Origin of the sequence: Nostoc sp. 'Lobaria pulmonaria (5183) cyanobiont', from assembly GCF_002949795.1 — a bacterium.
Lineage (GTDB): Bacteria > Cyanobacteriota > Cyanobacteriia > Cyanobacteriales > Nostocaceae > Nostoc.
On record NZ_CP026692.1, the window covers coordinates 5,171,135 to 5,194,386 of the forward strand.

Here is a 23,252-nt window from a genome sequence, read left to right on the forward strand (position 1 = left end):
ACAACGACTAATAAATTTAAGAACTATAACTATTACTTTATGTATAGTCAAAGCATTTATCGAAGCACCTTTAATACTAGATACTAGGGATTGAGCTACGTTCGCTCTGATAAGCGGCAATTTTAAACATGTCCTCCATAACTTTTGAAATTTTAATCATTTTGGTGCTAATTATTGCCAATGGCGTGTTTTCTATGTCTGAGATGGCGATTGTCTCGGCACGGAAAGTTAGACTACAGCAGCTTGCCAATCAAGGAGATGCCAAGGCAAAGGTAGCATTGAAACTAGCGGAGTCTCCAAATCATTTCCTGTCAACTGTTCAAGTGGGTATTTCCCTGATCGGTATCCTGACTGGTGCTTTTGGAGGAGCAACAATTGCTAGTCGGTTAGCAATCTATGTAAAACGTGTCCCCTTGTTAGCACCTTATAGTGACCCGCTCTCCTTCGGAATAGTGGTTTTGCTCATTACCTATTTCTCACTCATTGTTGGCGAATTGGTACCGAAGCGTCTGGCATTAAACAACCCAGAAAGGATTGCCTCAATTGTAGCTATTCCGATGCAAGCCTTGGCGGCGATCGCTTCTCCAGTAGTCTTCCTCTTAAGCGCTTCTACAGATTTGATCTTGCGATTACTGGGAATTACAGCTTCTACCGAGCCGCAAGTCACCGAAGAAGAAATTAAAATCTTAATTGAACAAGGCACCGAGGCGGGAACTTTTGAGGAAGCCGAACAGGATATGGTGGAGCGAGTCTTTCGTTTAGGCGATCGCCCTGTCAGTTACTTAATGACACCCCGTCCCGATATTGTTTGGCTAGACTTAGACGACTCTGCCGAAGAAAATCGCCAAAAAATGGTTGATAGTGCTTATTCTCGGTATCCAGTTTGTCAGGGAGGACTTGACAATGTGTTGGGTGTTATCCCTGTTACTGACTTATTAGCCAGGAGTTTCCGAGGAGAACCACTAGATTTAACAATCGGATTGCGACAACCCGTATTTGTGCCAGAAAGCACCCGTGGCTTGAAGGTTTTGGAATTGTTCAAGCAAACCATCACTCACATGGCGCTAGTAGTGGATGAATACGGCGTGATTCAAGGATTAGTCACTCTCAACGACATCATGAGTGAAATCGTGGGTGATGTTCCTTCAACAGATGGACAGGATCAACCACAAGCTGTACAACGCGAAGATGGTTCCTGGCTTTTGGATGGGATGTTGCCTGTAGAAGAGTTTTTGGAACTTTTTGGTATGGAAGAGTGGGAATCTGAAGAACGCGGCAGTTATCAAACATTAGGCGGTTTTGTGATCACCCATTTAGGTCGTATTCCCACCGCAGCAGATTATTTTGAATGGCAAAGTATGCGAATTGAAGTGATGGATATGGATGGTAATCGCGTTGATAAGGTGCTAGTCATACCGAAGGCATCTAAATCAGCAGATACGAAAAAATCTGACTAGGATTGGGCATTGGGCATTGGGCATTGATAATTATTGTTTACTATTTGCCATACGCCATAATAGCCAATGCCCTATTTATGCAATTTATCAAGTGCCAGATAGACGTTTGACTGCTTCACCCGCCAACAACTGATGAGCTTGTTTTAGGAGTTGGGGAATTTTATGGGCGTAGGGATTACGGGCGAGAGATTGCCCTAAGTCTAATTCTTCTAACCGATCGGCTTTGTTGCCGGGGAACCAGTGGCCACCATTACCAAGTAGGTTGTAGCGCATTTTAGCGTAGTCTACTAGATCGTAGGCGATCGCTAAATTCCACAGCCACAAAATCACCCGAATATTTACCTCACCAGGGGTTTCGTCAAAGGTTGGTAGATTTGTTTCCCAGGATTTTACCCAATCTTCTCCCAAAGTAGCGATCGCTTCTTCTTCCAACCTTACTAAAATTGGTGGCAAAATCTCTGATGCCCGATCTATTAATTCTAAAGTCTTCAGGTGTTCATCAAAATCTTCTGGTTTTGCTGCTCCCAAACTCAAGGTATGTACCTCTTGATGACTCAAACAAAACAAATCATTAAACACCATTGGACTCAACGGGGCACAAAGATTTACTAATTTTTGTGGTGGTTTATATAACAAACCTCCTTTATCAGATGGGCTAATAATAAACACCCCCATATCGTGGTGTTTAGCTGCTTCAATTGCCGCCCAGTTCCATTGATTAATGTAGTACCAGTGCAGGTTCACATAATCAAATAGATTGGTATTAATTGTCTGCACAATCATATCTGTCGAGCCGTGTGTGGAAAAGCCAATAAATCTAACTTTTCCCTCTGCTCGCAACTGCTGCGCTACTTCCCAACAACCGCCGGGACGGATGCTGTCATCTAACGACTCAGGATGATTAATGCCGTGCAACCCTAAAAGGTCAACATAATCTAGTTGGAGATTTTTCAAGGATTGTTCAAATATCTCCCGGAATTCTTTCGCATCTGCCTTTGGATTTATTTTGGTCTGAACAATCAACTTTTCGCGGGGAAACTTGGGCAATATTTTCCCCAATTGCATTTCAGAAGTGCCATAACCACGGGCAGTTTCAATATGATTGATCCCAACCTCGACTGCCCTTCTAATAGTTGCTTCCAGATTCGCCTGATTATCAGCAGGAATTTCATGAATGGGAACATCTTCCCATTTGAACTGATATCTCATGCCACCGCAGGAAAATACTGGCATCTGTAATTCTGTGCGTCCAAATCTTCTATGTAGCATCAGTGGATTGTAGATTGCTTACCAACTTAAAATCTAAAAACGATAGTCATTCCAGCTTTTAGTGCCACAATCATTCCCTCTGTTCAATCTGTGACACTAGCAATATTCATCGCATTCTTAAATCGGTCAGGTCTTTTAGTTATTGGATTTTTACCAATATTCCAGTTCCACAGAATAATTATCTCACCCTAGTTACCACTAGCAAGCATTTTTCTATTATTCTATCAAGTTTAGACCAAGAAACAGCAAAACGACCCAACAGTGCTGAGTTGTACGAAGGTGAACTAACAAAAAATTTCAAATTAATTCTTTGCAGACTGAGACTGTGCCTGAGTTAAGCAATTTTTCAATTTTTCAGCTAACACTTGTACATGGGGTTCATTAAGTATGTCAAGGTGAGATCCAGGAAGATAATGAATATCTAATCCTCCAACTACTACCTCGTCCCAGCCGAATTGAGGATCGTATTCTATGCCTATAGCTTCGTCCCGATTTTTATCCTCTGTCCGCAAAAGAATAGCTTGACCAAGGTAAGGTGAAAAAATATAGTCACTGAGGGCTTGAGTGTTAGTATCTATAACCTTTAGATGCTTGTCAGTTTCAGGTACATGAAGTACGTCTTCCAAGTAACGATTATATGTATTTTGCAGTTCTTGCTTACGCCAATAACTCCATCTCCCAACCTTTTGCCAAAGGTAGTTAGGTCCTTGTTGAACAATATTATTTAAATGCAAAAAAGCTCGCTTGAGAAATGGCGCCTGCCAACTATAACCTATACGACAACTATCAAGCATAACTAAAATGCCAACTTGTTCGCCTTGCTCATGGAGTTGCCGAGCCATCTCGAAGGCAACTGTACCTCCAAAGGAATAACCTCCGAGAAAATAAGGCCCATGAAGTTGAAGGATCTGAATTTCTTGAATGTAGTACGCTGCCATATCTTCAATGCGGGTATGGAGAGGGTTTTTTCCATCTAGTCCCCGTGGTTGTAGTCCGTAAAATGGTTGTTCTGTCCCCAGATGCAATGCCAATTCACGGAAACATAAGACTTCTCCACCCAGCCCGTGAATACAGAAAAAAGGTGGCTTGGAACCGTTGGGTTGAATTTCTACTAGGGATGACCAGCTAGATTTTGATTGGTCTAAGGTATTTACTAAAGCCGAGTTTGTTGTTAAATCTTCTTCTTGGCAGATTATTTTGGCTAGAGCCTCTACAGTCCCTGACTGGAAGAGAATGGCAAGTGGCAGGTTTTTACTAAATGTCTTTTCAATTTGCCAAAACAGTTTTACTGCTAGGATAGAATGTCCTCCTAGCTCGAAGAAGTTATCCCTAACACCAATGGGTTGGACACCTAAAATTTGTTCCCAAATCTGTGTTAACTGGTGTTCCACTTCATTGCGGGGAGCAACAAAGCTGGCTTCTGGCTCTTGCCTCGATAAGTCTGGTGCAGGTAATGCACGGCGGTCTACCTTGCCGTTGGGGGTTAAGGGCATGGTGTCCAGCAAGACAAAAGCCGAAGGTAGCATATACTGTGGCAATTTTGTCGAGAGGAAGCGTCGGATATCAGTATTTGCAATTACTGAGTCTTGATTCGGTATAATGTAAGCTACCAAACGTTGATCGCCGGGAATATCTTCACGAGCAATGACTACAGTCTGGAGTACATCTGGATGTTGGGCTAACACCGTTTCAATTTCCCCTGGCTCAATGCGTATTCCCCGGATCTTGACTTGATGATCTAGGCGACCGAGAATTTCTAGAGAGCCATCTGGACGATAGCATCCGCGATCGCCTGTATAATAAAGCCAATCCTGGCGATCGCTCCGAAAAGGGTTCTTGACAAAACGAGAACGGTTTTCTTGCTGGGCATTGATATACCCCAAACTGCGGAATGGAGTTCGGATTACAATCTCGCCTGGTTCACCGATACCGCATGGTTGGTGATTTGGTGTGAAAACTAGTGCTTGGGTTTGAGGCAGGGGCAGTCCTACTGGCTGTACGCCTGTTTGACACTCAACAGGTACTTGGTAATAACATTTTGCCAAAGTTGTCTCTGTCGGGCCATAGAGATTAACTATTTCACCTGATTCGGGAAAAGCATTCCGCCACCGAAGTATAAGGGTTTCTTTCAGAGGTTCTCCAGCCAAAAATAACCAGCGTAAGTTACGTAAATAGACTCCTGACGGCACATTCGCTAACCATAATTGCGCCAGCGAAGGAACTGTATGAAGTACAGAAATTTGCTCATTTTCCAAATAACGCAGAATTCTAGTCGGTTCTAAGTTATCCTCTTCTTCTGGCAAGCATAGGGTTGCACCACTAGTTAAAGGTAAGAAAATATCTCTAAGAACGACATCAAAAGAAAGACCAGTTAATTGGGCAACACGGTCTTGCTGATTAATTTCAAAGGTTTGTCGCTGCCAGTTCAGAAAATGCGCCAACCCTTTATGACACCCCAGCACTCCTTTGGGCACACCAGTAGTGCCGGAAGTAAAGAAAATATAAGCTGCATCGTCGGCAGTAATTTCAGGTAGATTTACTGCTTCAATCCTCTTTTTGGAATTTATAGCTTCTCCTGTGTCTGGGTTGACACAGATGCTAGTTAAAGACTCCTCTATATTTTCGTCTTCTGGATGCTGACCATCAATATATAATATGTATTTAGCTTTAGCTTCCTGTAACATCAGCCGCTGGCGTTGGCTAGGAAGTTTTGGATCGAGGGTGAGTAGCACACCGCCACTCAAGAGTACACCAAGCATACTGGCAATTAGCCCAAAGCTGCGTGTCCCAAACACGGCTACGACATCTCCCCGCTCTACTCCGTGAGATAACATAACCTGTGCTAAGGTTTGAGCGATTTTGCCCAATTCCCCATAATTCCAAGTGCGAATTCCTTGACGAAGTGATGAATGTTCTGGGGTACGATTTACCCAAGAGGTAAACATTGTTGTCGTCAATTCATACCGTGGTTCTGGCAGAACCGCCATTGGCTCTGGTAGTAAAGGTCGCGCTTCTGGTGTCACCAGGGAATATAAACTAATTTGCCTCTCTGGAGCAGCAACAATTTGATTTAGCAAGTGATGGAATTGATGAAGCATTTCCATCATCCGTTCTGAAGTAAACAGATCGGTGTTATAGACTAAATCAAGTTGGATTCCTTGATTTTGTTCTGTAACGTAAAGGGTTAAGTCGAACTTAGAAACTGTTTCTAGGATCGATACTGGTTCTATAACCACTCCAGGTAGTTCCAGTTGGATGTCCCTTAAGTTGAGCATATTAAACCACACTTGAAACAGTGGGTTACGACTGGTATCTCGCTCTGGTTGCAGTTCTTCTACCAGTTTCTCAAAGGGCATATCTTGATGGGCATAAGTATCTAATGCCATCTGGCGAACTCGATTTAAAACTGACCAAAAACTGGGATTGCCAGCAAAATCAGTCCGTAAAACAACGGTGTTAATAAAAAATCCGATTAGCCCTTCAATCTCAGAACGGTTACGGCCGGCAATGGGAGAACCAATGAGAATATCTTCTTGCCCAGTGTAGCGGTGCAATATTGTCCCAAAGGCCGTCAGCAATGTCATGAATAGAGTGACACCCTCCTGATGCGAGAGTTCTGTAAGTGATGCACTCAAAGTCTGCGGTAGCATCAGAGATTGGGCTGCCCCTTCGTAAGTTTGCACTGGTGGCCGTGGTCGGTCTGTAGGCAATTCCAGTACAGTATTAGCACCTGCTAACTGGGTTTTCCAATAGTTAATTTGGCTGGAAAGTACCTCACCTGATAGCCATTGGTGCTGCCAGACAGCAAAATCCGCATACTGAATGGGTAATTTTGCCAAGGGAGAAGGCTTACTGCTTAAAAAGGCTTCATAGAGCGCTGTTAACTGCTGCCAGAGAATGCCGATTGACCAGCCATCTGAGGCGATGTGGTGCATCATTAACAAGAGTATATGCTCCTGTTCATCTACTTGGAGCAAAGAAGCTCGCAACATCAAGTCAGATTTTAAGTTGAAGGGGCGTTGCACCTCTTGATTTAGGAGAAATTCTACTTGCTCTTTTGTTACCTTAATAATTTTGAGTTCTACTGACCGAGGCGTGCCAATTACTTGTATGGGGCTACCATCAGATGATCTAATAAAGTTGGTTCGTAATGCCTCATGATGGACAACGATCGCATCTAGTGACTGTTGCAATACACCAAGATTTAACTTGCCCGTTAAGCGCTGTGCATTGGAGACGATATACGCCCGGCTATTGGGTTCCAACTGTTCCAAAAACCAGACTCGCTGTTGGGCAAAGGATAAAGGGACTAATTCCCGATTGGTTATTTGGGGAATAGTCTGATTTTGGGGATCGTTTTCTGGAGTTTGGTTTTGAGCGACCGCTTGAGCTAAAGTAGCGATCGTGGGATGCTCAAATAATAGTTGCAACGGTATTTCTATCTGAAAAGCTTGGCGAACCCTAGACATCACTTGAGTGGCCAGCAGTGAATGACCTCCCAATTCAAAAAAATTGTCGTGGATACCTACTTGTTCCAGACGCAAAACTTTCGCCCAAATGCCAGCTAAGACTTCTTCTGTCGAATTCTGAGGTGGAACAAAGTTAGTTGACAGCCTAATATCAGATGTATCCGGTGCAGGTAAAGCGCGGCGGTCTATTTTACCGTTGGGATTTAATGGTAGAGTGTCCAAAAATACAAAGAAACCAGGCATCATGTATTCAGGCAACCGAGTTTCTAAAAAGCGACGCAATTCAACCTGACTAGGAATTTGCTCTGAACTGGCAACAATATATGCCACAAGTCGCTTGTCCCCAGGAACATCCTCTCTGGCTATGACTAGAGTCTGCGTCAGAGCCGAATGTTGAGCTAGTATGGCTTCAATTTCTCCTAATTCAATTCGGAAGCCACGTATTTTAACTTGGTCGTCAATGCGACCAAGGAACTCGATATTACCATCGCTCAAATAGCGTGCCAAGTCCCCAGTTTTGTAAAGACGTGTGCCAGCCTCAGAGCTAAAAGGGTTGAAAATGAACTTCTCTGTGGTCAATTCTGGACGGTTAAGATAGCCTCGTGCTAGACCAATACCACCAATGTGCAGTTCACCTGATTCACCAACAGACACTGGCTGTAAATTTTCATTAAGGATGTGAATCTCTGCATTGCTAATCGGACGACCAATGGGAGCAAGTGCATAATTAGTGCCGCGCTGGCAAGTCCAGAAAGTGGTATCAATGGAAGCTTCTGTCGGTCCATAACAATTATGTAAAACATTGTCCAAATTCAGTTGGGCAAAGAAGCGTTCTATAAGTTCGCCAGGTAAAGCTTCACCACCGCAGGTAATGTGTCTGATGAATCGGCAATTCTCAATTCCTTTCTCTTCCAATAAGACACGCAGGATGGAAGGTACTAAAGCCAGAACGGTGATTTGCTGCTCAGTAATCACTTTCACAAGGTAGGCAGTGTCTTGATGTCCACCAGGGCGAGCTATGAACAATTGCCCCCCAAAGCACAATGGCCAAAATATCTGCCATACTGAGGGATCGAAGCTAAAAGAAATAGTCAGTAAAACTTTGTCTGCGTGAGTTAATCCAAAAGTTGTTTGCTTCCAGTGGAGTTGATTGCATATACCACGGTGAGGGATCATTACACCCTTGGGCTGTCCTGTAGAGCCAGATGTGTAGATTACGTAGATGAGGTTATCAGCTGTAGTTTGATTTACAGGATTTTCTTGACTGTTTTGGATATTCCCTTGCGAGTCTAAGTCCAGACAAACCACTTGTGCCTGATGTGGTGGTAAGTTCTTGACCACTTTTTCTTGGGTTAACAATACTGCGGTCTGGGTGTCTTCCAAGATGAAAGCTAAACGTTCTGAGGGATATGCTGGATCTAAAGGCACATAAGCTCCTCCAGCTTTGAGAATGCCCAGTAGTCCTATAATCATCTCTAAGGAGCGCTCCAGGCATATACCTACAAGTACTTCTGGCCCAACGCCTAAAGAACGTAGGTGGTGCGCTAGTTGATTCGCCCCCTGGTTTAACTGTTGATAAGTAAGTTGTGTATTTTCACATACTACTGCAATGGCTTGGGGCGATCGCTCTACTTGCATCTCAAACATTTGATGAATGCACAGATCCTGATGATGAACTACTTGGGTGTCATTCCATTCCTGTAAAACTTGAGTGCCTATGATAGGAGTTAAGGTATCTAACGGAATATTTTTCTTATATTCTGAAGTTTGGCTATTTATCTGCATTTTTTATTTATCGCCTCCATCAGGAAATCCAATTTTTTAAATTATTATTTATTGTAATATTATGTTTATACAAATCCTATGTGAGGCTACAAATTAACGCCTTGAGGCTATGAGTATGGGAATACAAAAACAAAGCCTCTTTAGCTGTAAGATTGGCAAAATGCCCCTATTTTAAAATGTTGTGGCTTCTGCTCCTAGTATCCAGGCTAATTATTATATAATATTTATATGTGCAAAAAGATGTTTTTATACCTTTAGATAATCGATTGATTATCCGTATAATAATCTATTTGCCGATTTGTACTCAATCTCGTCTTAACTGTTAACTAAGCATGAAAAATGTAGGCAACAATTATAATTTGCTTACTTTACCTTTCATTAAAAAACGATTTTTTTTACAGTGTATAATTGAATATACAATATCTAAAAATACTCTATCCTTTTTTACGAAAGTTTCCCTAATGGGAAAATCATCATTACAGAATCTTCATTGTGTTTATTGATATGTAAAAATAGTGTAAAGCTACGATCGGATTTGCTAAAAGACTTAAGTAAGCTCAACTCGGTGTAAAAAATTGTCATTAGAATCAAGAAGGGGCAAAGAGAAGTTTAATCGCTAACTTGCGGCGTTAGGGCACTCCGCCCCAAGTCTCAAAAGTTCAAAAAGGCAAAAAGCAGAAAAAAAGAGGGTTTTAGCCTCATTCATCTTTATTTATCCTTTTCTACTTATTGTTCTTCCATGAGTTTAGGTTAAAGGGTTGATTTTTCGTTAACTGAGATGACAAAAAATCATTAATTTTCACCAAGATTGATGAAAGACCGTTATGCCGACTCAGTGAAACCATCATCAGCACGGTTTCATCTCACTATATAAAGCATACATAAAGTGAAAGTTTTGCACATAGAATTAACATTTAAAAAAGTGTGACATAAAATACATTAAAACCCTTGCTTTTTCTTAGAGCGAAAACTTATTCAAGGTTTTTGGCTATAGATAATGACTCGCAGCAAGTCAGATGTTGATTTTTTGACGGTGATATGACCGTGCCTAAACCCTCAATTTTTAATAAACAAGAATTAGAGCGGTCTAAAATCCAAATCTAGGACACAAAAAAGTTTTATCAAAAACATATTAAAAAATTGACTCTCTCAGGAGGTGAAAATGTTTAGAATGAAGATACTGCAAGACTTACAGATATTAGACATACATTATTGAGCTTAACTTTGCTTGTTAATTATAATTATCATTAATTTGTTACTAATTCTTTTAAATGTACCCATGAAGCTGACCCAAGTTAAATCACAATATTGGTTTATGTAAATTTTTATAACGATAATCAAATTTTTGATGCACTTTGTTATATGTTAATTGTGTAAGTTTTGTGAATAAGTAATTATGCGTAAAGAAACAAAGAAGCTTTTAATCAAAACTAAAATAGTATAAGCAAACATGCTAAAGTAATTTCTAAAGAGATGTAACTATATCTCTTTAGAAAGTCGTACCTCTGCGATGCGACCCCTATTTTGTGACTCTGGGGAGAAAAGTACATTATGTCTATCCTAAATTTTAAGCAAAATCATGGGTTATGCGATCGCTATTTATGATTTGTTTATTTAAATAGCCCTGTTGCTAAACTCCCTAAAAACTAGAAATTCTTCTCTGGTAAAATTCGCAAAAGAGGGTTAATTCTGCTAATACATTCCAATTATTTTGTACACGTACATTAAAAATACTAATATTGTTTACCTGACCAAGTTGATTGTTAATGTCAGGAATGTTATTCAAACATCCTAAGTTATTTACCAGCAAATCCTTATCCCCTTTGCTTTAGCATCAAAGCTAGAATTTTCCGTACGAAACAGGATGGATGTTATCATGTCAACAAAAGTTAAGTACTAGAGTAGTAGTTACACTTAAATAAATTCTGGAATATACTTTTAATAAAGAACTTATAAGTTACTCTGAAAAAAGTTCAATAGTAGACTATAAAGACCAACTTTTTTGAAATGAAAACGTGAGTGTGAGTTAAGAGATACCGATTATATAGTAGGTTTTCATAAATTTTTTAACGATACCAGGCATTACTAAACTATGAGTAATCAAAGCATTGCAACAAATAAATTGAGTGAAGTATCTTTAGATTTACGTGCATCTGCATTTGTCAGGGTACGCAAGGGTTCGTGGTGGTTAAGATTAACAACATTGTTTTTAGTAGATTATACTTTGTTGTCCTTAGCTTGGATTTTTGCTGGATATCAATCTTCTTCTGAACATCTTTCTTGGTATGTACCGAGTCAATATTTCCCGATTTTAATAACTATTGGAATTCAAATCGGATCGCTAGCTCTCCAAGGTATTTATCGAGAAGGTCAAAAACGCTATGACTATTGGAATATTATCAAATCCTTAACTTTTGCTCATGGATTAATAGTCCTTGTTTGTTCTTTGTATAAGCCAGTTGTTGATATCACAAGCTCAAGATTGATATTATTATCTTGGTTGCTAAGTATATTATTTATTTGCACTGGTAGATATGCTGTAAATGTTACTCTTGAATATTTGCGTAAGCAGAAAAAAATCGTTCGTTCTTCTGTATTCATTATTTGCGATCCTCAAGAGCGCGAACAGATTGCTAGCTTTATAAAAAAAGAAAAGCATTATATTGTCTCTGGAACGGCAAATGCTAACTCATTAGACAGATATAAACGCCAACAAACATTGAGTCAACTTAATGAATTAGGTGTAACAGAAGTTTTTATATCTTGGGATGCTCTAAAAAATAGAATGTTTTTGTGCTGGTTATTTCAAGCATCTGGGATTCAAGTACATATCTTACCGATGGAATTAAAACCAATTTATAGAAACGTAGAATTTAATAAGATAGGGGGAATGCCTTGTCTGAGTTTGGATTGCCCTATAATTACAGGTAAAGACTTTTGGATAAAGCGTATTTGTGATTTTTGTTTGGCGACTTTATTTGTAATGTTATCATTCCCGATTTATATAGCTATAGCTATAGCTATAAAACTTGACTCTTCTGGGACAGTATTTTACAGGCAAACTCGTATAGGTCTACATGGACAACAGTTTAAAGTATGGAAATTCAGAACTATGAGGTCTGATGCAGAAACACTACAGAAGGAATTAGAAGCTTTAAATGAAACAAAAGATGGAATTATCTTTAAAATAAAAGACGATCCTCGTATTACCCGTGTTGGAAAGTTTCTCCGTCGTTACAGCTTAGATGAATTGCCCCAACTTTTTAATGTTATCCTTGGAGAAATGAGTATAGTAGGTCCTCGCCCTTTACCTACTAGAGACGTTGATAAGTTTTCTGAACATCATTTTATTCGACATGAAGTTTTGCCTGGTATTACAGGTCTTTGGCAAGTATCAGGTCGATCTGATATTTTAGATTTTGAACAAGTGATTCATCTGGATATGAGCTACATCGAAAATTGGTCACTTGCTTTAGACTTTGAAATTCTCCTTAAAACAGTTATGGTGGTTTTGAAAAAAGATGGTGCTTACTAAAGAAAATCATAGCCGTATAGGTTCAGCATTACAGAATATAAGTTACGTATTGATAAAAGTATTGCAGTGCAGTCTACAGTTTAGTTGATAGCGGATTAAATTTAGATTTTTCTACCTTGCTGATTAGTTACCTGTTTGAGAGGGATCTAAGAGGATGTTTTAAAAGGGTCTTTTGCTATCATAGTTTAGCACAGCAAGATATCTCAGTATATGGCGAAACCATGATTTTGCGTTGTACTTAACCCAGTACAGAATTGCAAAATTATACCTTTCGGGACTTTTAAAACATCCTTTAAAAAACTTCTTTTATTTCTAAGGATCTATCCGAAAAAATCATGGTGACTCAAAATGAACGAATTAAGCTGAATTAAGAATTACAAGAATGGTAGAAAAGTACAAATTCATAAGTAATTCCCTTTCAATGATACTCAATCGGTTAGCACAAAGCATTACAGCATTTGTATTAACCGCTTCTATTGCTCGTACTTTAGGAGCTGAGGCTTTAGGGCAGTATCTACTCGCATATAGCTACTATTTTATTTTTGTGGGCATTGCCTCACAAGGGCTAAAGACATTATTTACTAGAGAACTAGCTCGTGAGCCACAAAAAACACCAGTCTATCTAATGAGTGGTACGTGGCTACAGTTAATATTTAGTTTATTTAGTTATGCGGCATTGGTAATTGTAGTGTTTTTGCTTCCCTATAGTTCCAAGACCTCGACTGTTTGTTACATAATGGGCTTAACGATCGTTCCTTTTGCGCTTTCTAATATCACAGAGGCGATTTTTCAAGCTAAAGAAAAGATGCATCTGATAGCGCTCGCTACAGTACCAGTCTATATCTTACGCCTAGTAATAATGATTTGGGCGATGCAACTCAAATATGGAATTGAATATTTGGGGGCGATCCTAGTTTTTTCAGAAACACTAATTTTGGTAATTGAATGGATTTTTATAGTTCGGTTAGTAAAAATACAATGGCAGATTGATAGGAGTTTTATCTTTAATACAATTAAAAGTGCACGTACATTTTTTGCTATTGAAGCAATAGCTGTAGTTAGTGGCAGAATTCAAATATTGATTCTTTCATTGTTAGGAAATGAGCTTTTAGTAGGTCTATTTGGTGGAATAACACAATTATTACAACCCTTTTTGATTATTGCTAACAGTATAGCTTTAGCAATATTTCCAAGATTTTCAAAGGCAGTAGAGCAAGGACGTGACAAGCAGAGGCAGATAGCTGAAAATCTGATTGAAATCCTACTAATTATAGCATTGCCTTTATATCTTGGAATCTTACTGTTTGGCAAAGATTTACTAGTTTTTCTCTATAATGCTAGCTTTGCTGAAGCAAATATAGCCCTTGTTTTAAGTGCTGCATCACTCGTTTTTTTACCGTTTACACGCTCACTGAGTTATGTACTTGTAGCCAATGGTTTCGAGATAGTGAACCTACGTGAAGTAGTTTTTACCACTACATTAGGGAGCTTGGGAGGTGTGGTATTAGTTTCGCACTATCAGTTACTAGGTGCAGCTTTAATGGCATTATTAATGACTATTTCTGGTTTTAGCCAGTATATTTATTTCACCTATACTCGCCTATTTTCATTAAATTTATGGCGCATTATGCGCCGACCCTTAATAATAACTATTGTGATGCTACCTATATTAATATTATTACAAAAACTTAGCTTAGATTTTGTATTCACTCTAATTATTGCAACTTTTGCCTATGCTTTATTGGTGATTTATTTAGGTATTCGTGCGTTTGGAGGGTTTCGTTTTTTATGGTTCAAATTGTTAAAATAGCAGTAATTCGTTTAAGATAAATTTTTATTGTTAACTCATAAAAAATGGTGTAATAAATAATTAAAGTGAAGGTATAATTCTAATTATGATTAAAGTTGCTTTATTACATTTTGGCTTTGAAGATTACACCATTGAATTAGCAAACAGTCTGGTTAAATATGTTGATTTAACGCTAATTCACCCGGAAAAATTCTCAGATGTCTGTATGAATGTTCTTGATTCCAGTATCCGCGTGATTAGCTTTAAAAAACCACGGATTCGCGACCCGCGCAACCTCTTGTCTATGTACGCAATGATGCGTATTATCAAAGACATACAGCCAGATATTTTGCATGTGCAAGAAACTAACGATCCTTGGTATGATTGGACTTTGTTACTCAACAAGATGCCACCACTGGTGACAACCATCCACGATATATTCCGTCACCCAGGGGATAGGATGGCTGTATTCGGTTCAGAGTATACCAGGCGTATTGCCTTCTATCGTTCCCAACAATTGATTGTCCATACTCATCAACTCAAAAAAATTCTAACTGAACAATTTCGTATACCTCAAGAGCGAGTCAATGTTTTACCACATGGGGAACTTGGTAGTTTGTATCAGCGTCGGGGTAATCAGAATAGTCAGACTCGCGATCCAAATACATTAATATTTTTTGGACGCATCTGGCCCTATAAAGGATTGAAATATTTGCTTGAGGCTATGCCTTTAATTGCTGAACGTATACCTGAAGTTAAGCTGATTATCGCTGGACGGGGAGAAAGCATAAAACAATATTTCCCTAATGGTTATGATGAAAAACACTACGAAATTATCAATGACTTTATCCCCCTTGAAAAAGTAAGTAATTTATTTCAACGCAGTACGATAACAGTTCTACCATACATAGAAGCCTCTCAAAGTGGTGTAGCAGCCTTATCTTATGGGATGGGAGCACTGGTTGTAGCCTCTGAAGTAGGGGGATTAAGTGAGATAATTCAGCATAAAAGAGATGGGTTATTAGTTCCACCTTGTGATGTCCGATCTCTAGCTGATGCGATTATTTGTTTATTAAACGATCGCGACTTGCAACAACGTATGCAAACTGCGGCATTAGCTCGTTGTCAGGAAGATTTAAATTGGTCAAATATTGCCGCTCAAACAGCTCAAGTTTATTATAAAGAAATGAATATGCAAAATAAAGATTAGTTAAATTATTATGAGGAAAATACTAATTTTTGCTGAACAGGGATTCACAATTGCGAGCTTGCTAATGTATTCAGGGGCAATCTTTGTTCTCGTACTGTCAGGAGGAGCTGGACAGAATGATTTGGTAGAATATGATAGCTCCGGGGTTCGGATTATTTTTTTCGTAATCTACGCAATTACCTTCTTACTACTAGGTTTGCGTTGGAAGAAAACTCTTTATTTACTGGTCTTAAGTAAAGACCTTTTGCTTTATTGTTTACTTTTATTGGCAGCTGTTTCTATTATTTGGTCTTTTGCACCATCAACAACATTAAAAAATAGTTTTACCCTAATTAATTCCAGTTTATTTGGGCTGTATTTTGCTTCGCGATATAGCTTAAAACAGCAATTACATTTACTAGCTTGGAATTTTGGAATTATTATGGTATTAAGTATCATTTTTGCTGTAGCTTTGCCTCAATACGGCATACAGCACGACCTTGGTGGCTCAAAGTTGCGTGGAGTATTCACGCACAAAAACGGTCTGGGAGCCAGGATGGTAACTAGTACTATGGTTTTTTTTGTCCTTGGTTATCAAGCTAAAAGACGTGGTTGGTTTTTCTGGGTAGGTTTTAGCTTGTCAATACTACTCTTACTGCTTGCCTTTTCCACTTCAGCTCTATTTAATCTATTAATTATAATGTTGGCATTTTTTGCTTTTCTAATTTGGCGTTGGCCATACCAGGTCATGGTACCAACCCTAATAATGATGGCAACAATCAGCCAAAGTTTCTATTTTTGGTTCTCTGATAACGCTGATGTCCTGTTGGGTTCAGTTGGTAAAGATGCAACACTGACGGGTCGAACAGACATTTGGCCATTAGTGTTCGATATGATTTGGAAACATCCTTGGCTTGGTTATGGTTATGGCGGATTTTGGCAAGGATGGGATGGCGAATCTGCTTATATTTGGCGCATAGTTGGATGGATGCCAAACCACCCCCACAATGGTTATCTGGCTCTTTGGTTGGATTTGGGTCTTTTAGGGTTAGGATTATTCTTTTTAGGATTTTGGCGCAATTATCTACAAGGATTCGCTTGGGTGCGTGGTACTAAAACAGCATTAGATGTTTGGCCACTTATACATATGACATATATAGCCTTAGCTAGCCTTACTGAATCTGCCTTGCTGGAATCTAATAGTTTGAATTGGATGCTCTATGTGGCGGTATCTTTCTCAGTAAGAATGAAACATGAAATAAAAATAAAATCATGAAAAAAACAAAGTGTACAGCATAGAACTTTCAAAAATGTTCTAAAGCCATTGTTTTTGTAGTGGGGATTCAGACCATACGAAGATCGCTATAAGCGTTTTCTGAGGGCGTGCATTATTTGAAAAAAGTCTTTCAACCTGAGAAGATTGAAAAATAATCGCATTTTGAGAATATTTTAAGATAATATGCGATGATTAAAACCATGGAAAAAATATTAAAATGAGCAACTCTAATTCTATTGTTGATACATCAACCAACAATAGACAAATTACTAAAAAAGTGCAACCTATATTGTATCGAAGTAAAAGTCTCAAAATTATCCTGTTAGGACCTAGCTTACTCCAACAGGGTGGAATTTCCAATTACGAGAAGCTTTTTTTGGAGTATGCTCCTTCTGAGGTTCACATTTGTCATATAATTACTCACGAAGAAGGAGCTATAGCAATAAAAATTATAGTATTTTTGAAAGCTATATGGAAATTTGTGTGGATGTTAGTGAGGGAAGAAGTTGATATTGTTCAACTTGAAATTTCCCAGCGCGGCAGTGTTTTACGACAAGGAATTATGACATTTTTAGCTTGGGTATTTCACAAGCCGATAATTCTACATGATCATCGTAGTCAATTCCATGTTTTCTACGCTGAACTGTCTTTGATTGAAAATGAGGCTTTGAGGCTTTCTCTAGGAGCGAAGGCGAGAACAAGTGTTTTTCCTCTAGATATAAAAAAACATTGGATTTATTTTATGGATTTATATGGCTCAGTATTAAATTTAAGATGCTAGATGAAGATTGCCTTATGGGCTTGATTGTTTTGTACTTCATCAAAGAATAACAACTGGACTGGATAGATATGAAAATTAGCATTTTTGGTTTGGGATATGTGGGTGCCGTAACAGCAGCTTGCCTGGCACGAGATGGACACGAAGTAATTGGGGTAGATGTAAATCCTGAAAAAGTGGATTTGATCGCCAAGGGAGAGTCGCCCATTGTAGAGCCACAGCTGAGTCAGTTGCTAGTTGACGGAGTGGCAGCTAACTTAATCAGAGCTACTACAGATGCTGAAGCGGCTGTGCTAGCATCAGATGTTTCACTCATTAGCGTCGGCACACCTCCAAGAGAGAGGGGAGAACCGGATCTTACCTACGTTTGGAATGTGTGCAAGCAGATTGGAAAAGCTGCCATCCATAAAACTGAAAGCCATGTGGTTGTGTTGCGTAGCACTGTCCCTCCAGGAACATTGGAAAAGTGTCAAAACCTGCTAGATAGTCTCATAGGTGATAATTCTATTCATCTAGCATTTAATCCAGAGTTTTTACGCGAAGGTTCGGCTATCAAAGATTACGATCAACCACCTTACACCATTATCGGTACTGAATCTCCTGTGGCAGAAGCTGCAGTACGGCAGATGTATGCCACAGTAGATGCACCGTTCACAGTAGTCCAACCTTCTGTGGCGGAAATGGTTAAATATGTGGCCAATTGCTGGCACGCTGCTAAGGTGGGGTTTGCTAATGAAATCGGACGAGTCGCCAAAGCCTTTGGCGTAGATGGACGGGAAGTAATGAATATCATTGTGCAGGACACGAAGTTAAATATTTCCCCTGTTTACATGCGTCCTGGATTTGCCTACGGTGGTTCCTGTCTGCCCAAAGATTTGAGTGCTTTGCTTTACCACGCAAAGAATATGGATGTACCAGTTCCCCTACTAAACGCCCTCCCAACTACTAATAGCCTTCAAGTTGATTTGGCTGCCCAACAGGTGTTACGCCTTGGAGTCAGACAGATTGCTGTCTTGGGATTGGCATTCAAACCAGGTACAGATGATTTAAGAGAAAGTCCAGCGGTACTGCTAGTCAAGCGGTTGATTGGAGAAGGCTGTCAGGTGAAAATTTATGACCCCGCGGTATATGAGGCCCGACTAATGGGAACCAACCTTGACTATATCCAGAGTAACCTGCCTCATTTTGAGGCGTTGCTAGTACCAAATTCCCAGCAAGCTTTGGAGGGAGCAGATCTGGCAGTGGTTACGCATGCTACACCAGAGTTTCGCCAAGTACTACTCGAGGCCCCCAAAGGAATACAAATTTTGGATCTAGCCGGGGTCTTGAATCAAACAACTAAGGAGTTAGGTTATCATGGCATCGCATGGTAGGGTACTGATTATTGTCGAAAACCTCCCGCTTCCCTTTGATCGGCGCGTATGGATGGAAGCCACCACCCTGACAAAAGCTGGGTATGAAGTTTCGGTGATTTGTCCCAAAGGTAAAGGCTTTGAACAAGAATACGAGGTAATCGATCAGGTTCATATTTATCGCCACCAAATGCCACCTGATATCAGCTCGGTCTCAGGATATTTAAGGGAGTATGGTACAGCTCTTTTTTGGGAGTTTCGCCTTGCTCATCGGGTGTGGCGAGAGCGAGGGTTTGATATCGTTCACATTTGCAATCCTCCAGATCTACTGTTTTTGGTGGCAGGATGGTTCAAGTTGTTCAAGGGTGTAAAAGTCATATTTGACCACCATGATATCAATCTAGAGATGTACGAAGCTAAGTATGGACGACGAGACATTTTTTATTATGGGCTCTCGTTGGTGGAGCGATTGACCTTTGCGACAGCAGATGTAGTTATCTCAACTAATGAATCTTACCTCTCGGTAGCACTTACCCGTGGAGGCAAGAGTCCAAAGGATGTCTTCGTTGTTCGCAGTGGACCTGACCTTTCCCGTTTTCAACCCGTACCGCCCAACCCACTCTACCGTAAAGGTCGAAAGTATTTGGTGGGGTATGTTGGTGTTATGGGAGAACCGGAGGGAATCGATTACCTGCTGCAATCGGTGCGCTACATTGTCTATGAAAAAAAACGCCAGGATATTCAGTTTATGCTCATCGGTAGTGGACCGATGTTTGAGAAGCTTCAGGCACTATCTGAAGAGTTAGAAGTTAAGGAGTTTGTAGAATTTACCGGGCGTATTCCTGATAATGAACTTTTGGCACGACTTTCTAGCTGTGATGTATGTGCTAATCCCGATAAAAAAATGCCCTACAATGATCGTTCGACTATGAACAAGATCATGGAGTACATGGCAATGCGAAAACCCATTGTTCAGTTTGACCTTTTGGAAGGAAGGCGATCGGCAGAGGGAGCATCTGTTTATGCCAAAGGCAACGATGTGGTGGATTTTGCCGAGAACATTCTTGAACTTTTAGAGGACACTGAGCGGCGACAAAAGATGGGAGAGCTAGGTAGACAAAGAATGGAGGAGAAACTAGAGTGGCGACATCAAGTACCTAAGCTGTTAGAAGCTTATGAGAAAGCTTGGCAACGTAAGTAGCAACACGGCAGATGGAAATGTCGTGAGAATATATTCGTAATTTGATGAGGTTAAGCAATCAGGAGGAAATTTTGATCTTCAAAAACCTCAAATTGACTAACGCTCTTTTATGGCTTTGGGCAGAAAATAATCAAGGCTAAATGATGAAAGTCCCTTAACGGATGAGGCTGTGTCCGCTATGGATGAAGGAAACAAAAGTAAAGCTACGAAAAAAGTTCAAAGCTCTCAGACTCGTCGAGTTGTTAATCGTGCCACCAATGCTTTGCGTATGGTCGCACAAACCGCAGGAAAGTGCCATTCTGCATTGGGCACATTTATATCGTCGCTTACGTTCCCGACTTGGCGCCCCTAAAGCCATTACTGCTACTGCTCATAAGATAAGATAGCGCGGATTTTCTACCAACTTTGGACAACAGGAAGAAATTATACCGATCCTGGTATGGATTATTATGAGCAGTGTTACCGAGAGCGAATGGTTAATAACCTCCACAAAAAACATTAGGCTTTTGGTTTTGAGCTTATTCCTCAACCTGAAGCAAATACAGTTTTTTAGAAGAGGGTTAATTGAACCATAAATCAGCATGAATTGGTATCGCATGTGCTTTTAATAATGCTCCTCGACCTCCTAAGTATTGGCTCTTAGATTCCTGAAACCAAAGCCTGTAAATGATTTCAGGTTTTTTAACTTAAATAGTCTATACTATATATATTGTAAAATAGTGTCACTCTTAGTTAATAGGTGTGCTTTGTAGCTACTCAGAGTAGATCAATATTGAGTTTGTTTCTTAAGACCTGTACTTTGGAAGATTTATGTCAGAAAAATCTATGGAATCTAGAGAATCTATTGATTTAGACCTTAGTCGTTACTTATTGATATTGAAACGGTGGTGGCTACCGGCTTTCAGTATATTTGTGGCGACAGTTATTCTGAGTGCCATATCTACACAATTTCTGAAGCCAGACTATGAAGCAGAAGGAAAACTGTTATTTAGAGTTCCCAGTTTTAAAGTAGGAGGCAATAATCTTTCTCCTGGTACCGCTGAAGGAGGAGACTCAGGAGATTTGAAACCATTGGTAGCAACTCAAAATCCCATAAGCAGTCAGATAGAAGTTATTTCTTCCCCAGCTTTATTGCAACGGACAATAGACAAACTACAACTCAAAGACAACGAAGGTGAACCTCTGGAGGTGAAAGAACTACTAAAAGTCCTGAACCTAAAAATTGTTGGTGGGACAGATGTATTGCGTATTGCTTATAGAAGTCACGATCCTGAAGAAGCAGCGGCAGTAGTTAACACAATTATGAGGTTTTATTTAGAAAATGATATTCTGACAAATCGCTCTGAGGCAGGAGCAACTCGTCAGTTTATGGCCAAGCAACTTCCTACAACTCAAGCTGCTGTTGACAATGCAGAAGTAGCGCTACGTATATTTAAACAAAAGCATCAGATTGCAGATTTAGCAGAAGAGACAAGGTCAGCTGTTGCGACTATTGGAAATCTAGATAATGAGATGAATACTGTCAAAGCTCAACTGGATGAGGTAAATGCCCAAACCAATGAACTGCGGCAGAAAGTAGAGCTAAATTCTCAGGAAGCGATCGCTGTGAGTGCCCTCAGTCAGTCACCAGCAGTACAGGGAATTCTTACACAACTCCAAGAGACTGATCGGCAGTTAGCGGTTGAACGCAGCCGTTTTCTAGATGACAATCCAATAATTATTAACCTAGAAGCAAAAAAAGCTAATTTAAAATCTCTCCTGCAACAGCAAGTTGGGCAGACTATTGGCAATCAAACACAAGTTCCTCAGAGCCTATTGCAGATTGGAGAACTCAGACAAAGCCTGATACAAAACTTTTTGCAATCAGAAATACAACGTTTTGGTTTAACTCAAAGACTCTCCTCTCTATATAATTCTCGTGTCAAGTACGAACAGCGGGTGAAACTCATACCCCAGCTGGCACAAAACCAGCGAGAGTTGGATCGGAAAGTTGAAGTTGCAGAATCAACCTATCAAACTCTATTGAAAAAGGTTCAAGAGCTACAGTTAGTTGAAAATACAAATACGCCTAGTTCCCGGATTATTGCTCAGGCTTTAGTGCCCGAAGATCCTACATTAACCAAAACAATAATTGTTTTGGTGCTAGGAGTCATGTTCGGTTTGTTTTTTGCTACCACAACTGTACTTTTTCTCGCGATGAGAGATAGATCTCTAAAAACACTTAAAGAGATTAGAGATGTATTTGGATATACTTTGCTAGGAATTGTTCCTTTGTCTGTTAAAAAGCTTCGTTCTCGTTATTCAAATGCAGAATCAATATCTCAAACAATTGCCGTCAGGGATACTCCCCACTCTTTAACGAGCGAAATGTACCGGATGATTCAAGCAAATCTGAAATTCTTAAGTTCAGATCATTTGCTCAAAACCATTGTGATTACTAGCGCAGTTCCTAAAGAAGGCAAGTCTACAGTTTCAGCTAATTTGGCAGCAGCGATCGCTCAACTAGGACGTCAAGTTTTACTGATCGATGCAGATATGCGAGTTCCTTCTCAGCATCATCTCTGGCAACTAACCAATGAAGTTGGTTTGAGTGAGGTTCTTGTAGGTCAGGCTGAATTTGAGATTGCCGTATCTAAGGTAATGGACAACCTTGATGTTTTAACTGCTGGAGTTAGACCTCCCAACCCACTTGCTTTGCTTGACTCAAAACGGATGGCATCACTCATTGAGAATTTCTCGTCTCAGTATAAATATGACTTTGTAATTATTGATGCTCCTCCACTACTTTTGGCAGCCGATGCTTTGACTTTAAGCCAAATGACTGATGGTATTTTGTTAGTAGCCCGACCTGGAATAATTGATTCCAACAGTGCTAATGCTGCTCAAGAGATATTAGAGAGATCCAATTACAACGTTTTAGGTTTAGTAGTCAACGGAGTCATTGATAAAAATGAATCTAGTAGTTATAAATATCATTCTCACGAATATTTTAAACCAAGAGAGTTGACAAAAGAGTTGAAGGGACTGGCGAAAAAATAAAGCTTGCAAAAAATTATTTTAGGAGTTATTTCATGTCCAGCTAATTAGTTATAATTTCCAAATCTATACAGAAAGCCCAAAAACCGCTCCCCTCTGCACCTGAAGCTCCTCTG

The 23,252-nt window shown here is 39.8% G+C and carries 11 protein-coding genes; 9 read left to right on the forward strand and 2 right to left on the reverse strand.

All coding sequences use genetic code 11. The features are described from left to right. Window positions 1-128: 128 nt before the first annotated feature. Window positions 129-1,457, forward strand: coding sequence for a hemolysin family protein (locus NLP_RS22820; protein WP_104908352.1), 1,329 nt, complete (start codon window positions 129-131; stop codon window positions 1,455-1,457). A gap of 87 nt (window positions 1,458-1,544) precedes the next feature. Here the strand turns inward: NLP_RS22820 and NLP_RS22825 are convergent, their stop codons facing one another. Together NLP_RS22825 and NLP_RS22830 are read right to left on the reverse strand one after the other, a co-directional pair. Further along, on the reverse strand, window positions 1,545-2,726 hold the full coding sequence (locus NLP_RS22825; protein ID WP_104908353.1) for an aldo/keto reductase: 1,182 nt from the start codon (window positions 2,724-2,726) through the stop codon (window positions 1,545-1,547). Between the two features lie 302 nt (window positions 2,727-3,028). After that, window positions 3,029-8,980 (reverse strand): amino acid adenylation domain-containing protein, encoded by a 5,952-nt coding sequence (locus NLP_RS22830; protein WP_104908354.1) that lies wholly within the window; start codon window positions 8,978-8,980, stop codon window positions 3,029-3,031. Window positions 8,981-11,072: 2,092 nt separating this feature from the next. Here NLP_RS22830 and NLP_RS22835 point away from each other — a divergent pair. From NLP_RS22835 to NLP_RS22870, 8 genes are all read left to right on the forward strand, one after another. Further along, window positions 11,073-12,515, forward strand: a complete 1,443-nt coding sequence (locus tag NLP_RS22835; protein WP_104908355.1) for a sugar transferase — start codon at window positions 11,073-11,075, stop codon at window positions 12,513-12,515. Between the two features lie 382 nt (window positions 12,516-12,897). Further along, on the forward strand, window positions 12,898-14,325 hold the full coding sequence (locus NLP_RS22840) for an oligosaccharide flippase family protein (protein WP_104908356.1): 1,428 nt from the start codon (window positions 12,898-12,900) through the stop codon (window positions 14,323-14,325). A gap of 85 nt (window positions 14,326-14,410) precedes the next feature. Continuing rightward, the gene (locus tag NLP_RS22845; RefSeq protein ID WP_104908357.1) at window positions 14,411-15,514 is read left to right on the forward strand and encodes a glycosyltransferase family 4 protein; all 1,104 of its coding nucleotides are present in this window, start codon (window positions 14,411-14,413) and stop codon (window positions 15,512-15,514) included. 10 nt (window positions 15,515-15,524) lie between these two features. After that, on the forward strand, window positions 15,525-16,769 hold the full coding sequence (locus tag NLP_RS22850; protein WP_104908358.1) for an O-antigen ligase family protein: 1,245 nt from the start codon (window positions 15,525-15,527) through the stop codon (window positions 16,767-16,769). A 217-nt stretch (window positions 16,770-16,986) separates the two neighbouring features. Continuing rightward, window positions 16,987-17,550 (forward strand): hypothetical protein, encoded by a 564-nt coding sequence (locus NLP_RS34295; RefSeq protein ID WP_199784672.1) that lies wholly within the window; start codon window positions 16,987-16,989, stop codon window positions 17,548-17,550. 68 nt (window positions 17,551-17,618) lie between these two features. Further along, a complete protein-coding gene (locus tag NLP_RS22860) occupies window positions 17,619-18,920 on the forward strand; it encodes a nucleotide sugar dehydrogenase (protein WP_104908359.1) in 1,302 nt (433 codons plus the stop codon). Next, window positions 18,904-20,100: a glycosyltransferase family 4 protein gene (locus tag NLP_RS22865; protein WP_104908360.1), complete on the forward strand. Its 1,197-nt coding sequence runs from the start codon at window positions 18,904-18,906 to the stop codon at window positions 20,098-20,100. The genes NLP_RS22860 and NLP_RS22865 overlap by 17 nt, the downstream gene beginning before the upstream one ends. A gap of 810 nt (window positions 20,101-20,910) precedes the next feature. Next, on the forward strand, window positions 20,911-23,139 hold the full coding sequence (locus NLP_RS22870; RefSeq protein WP_104908361.1) for a GumC family protein: 2,229 nt from the start codon (window positions 20,911-20,913) through the stop codon (window positions 23,137-23,139). Window positions 23,140-23,252: the final 113 nt, after the last annotated feature.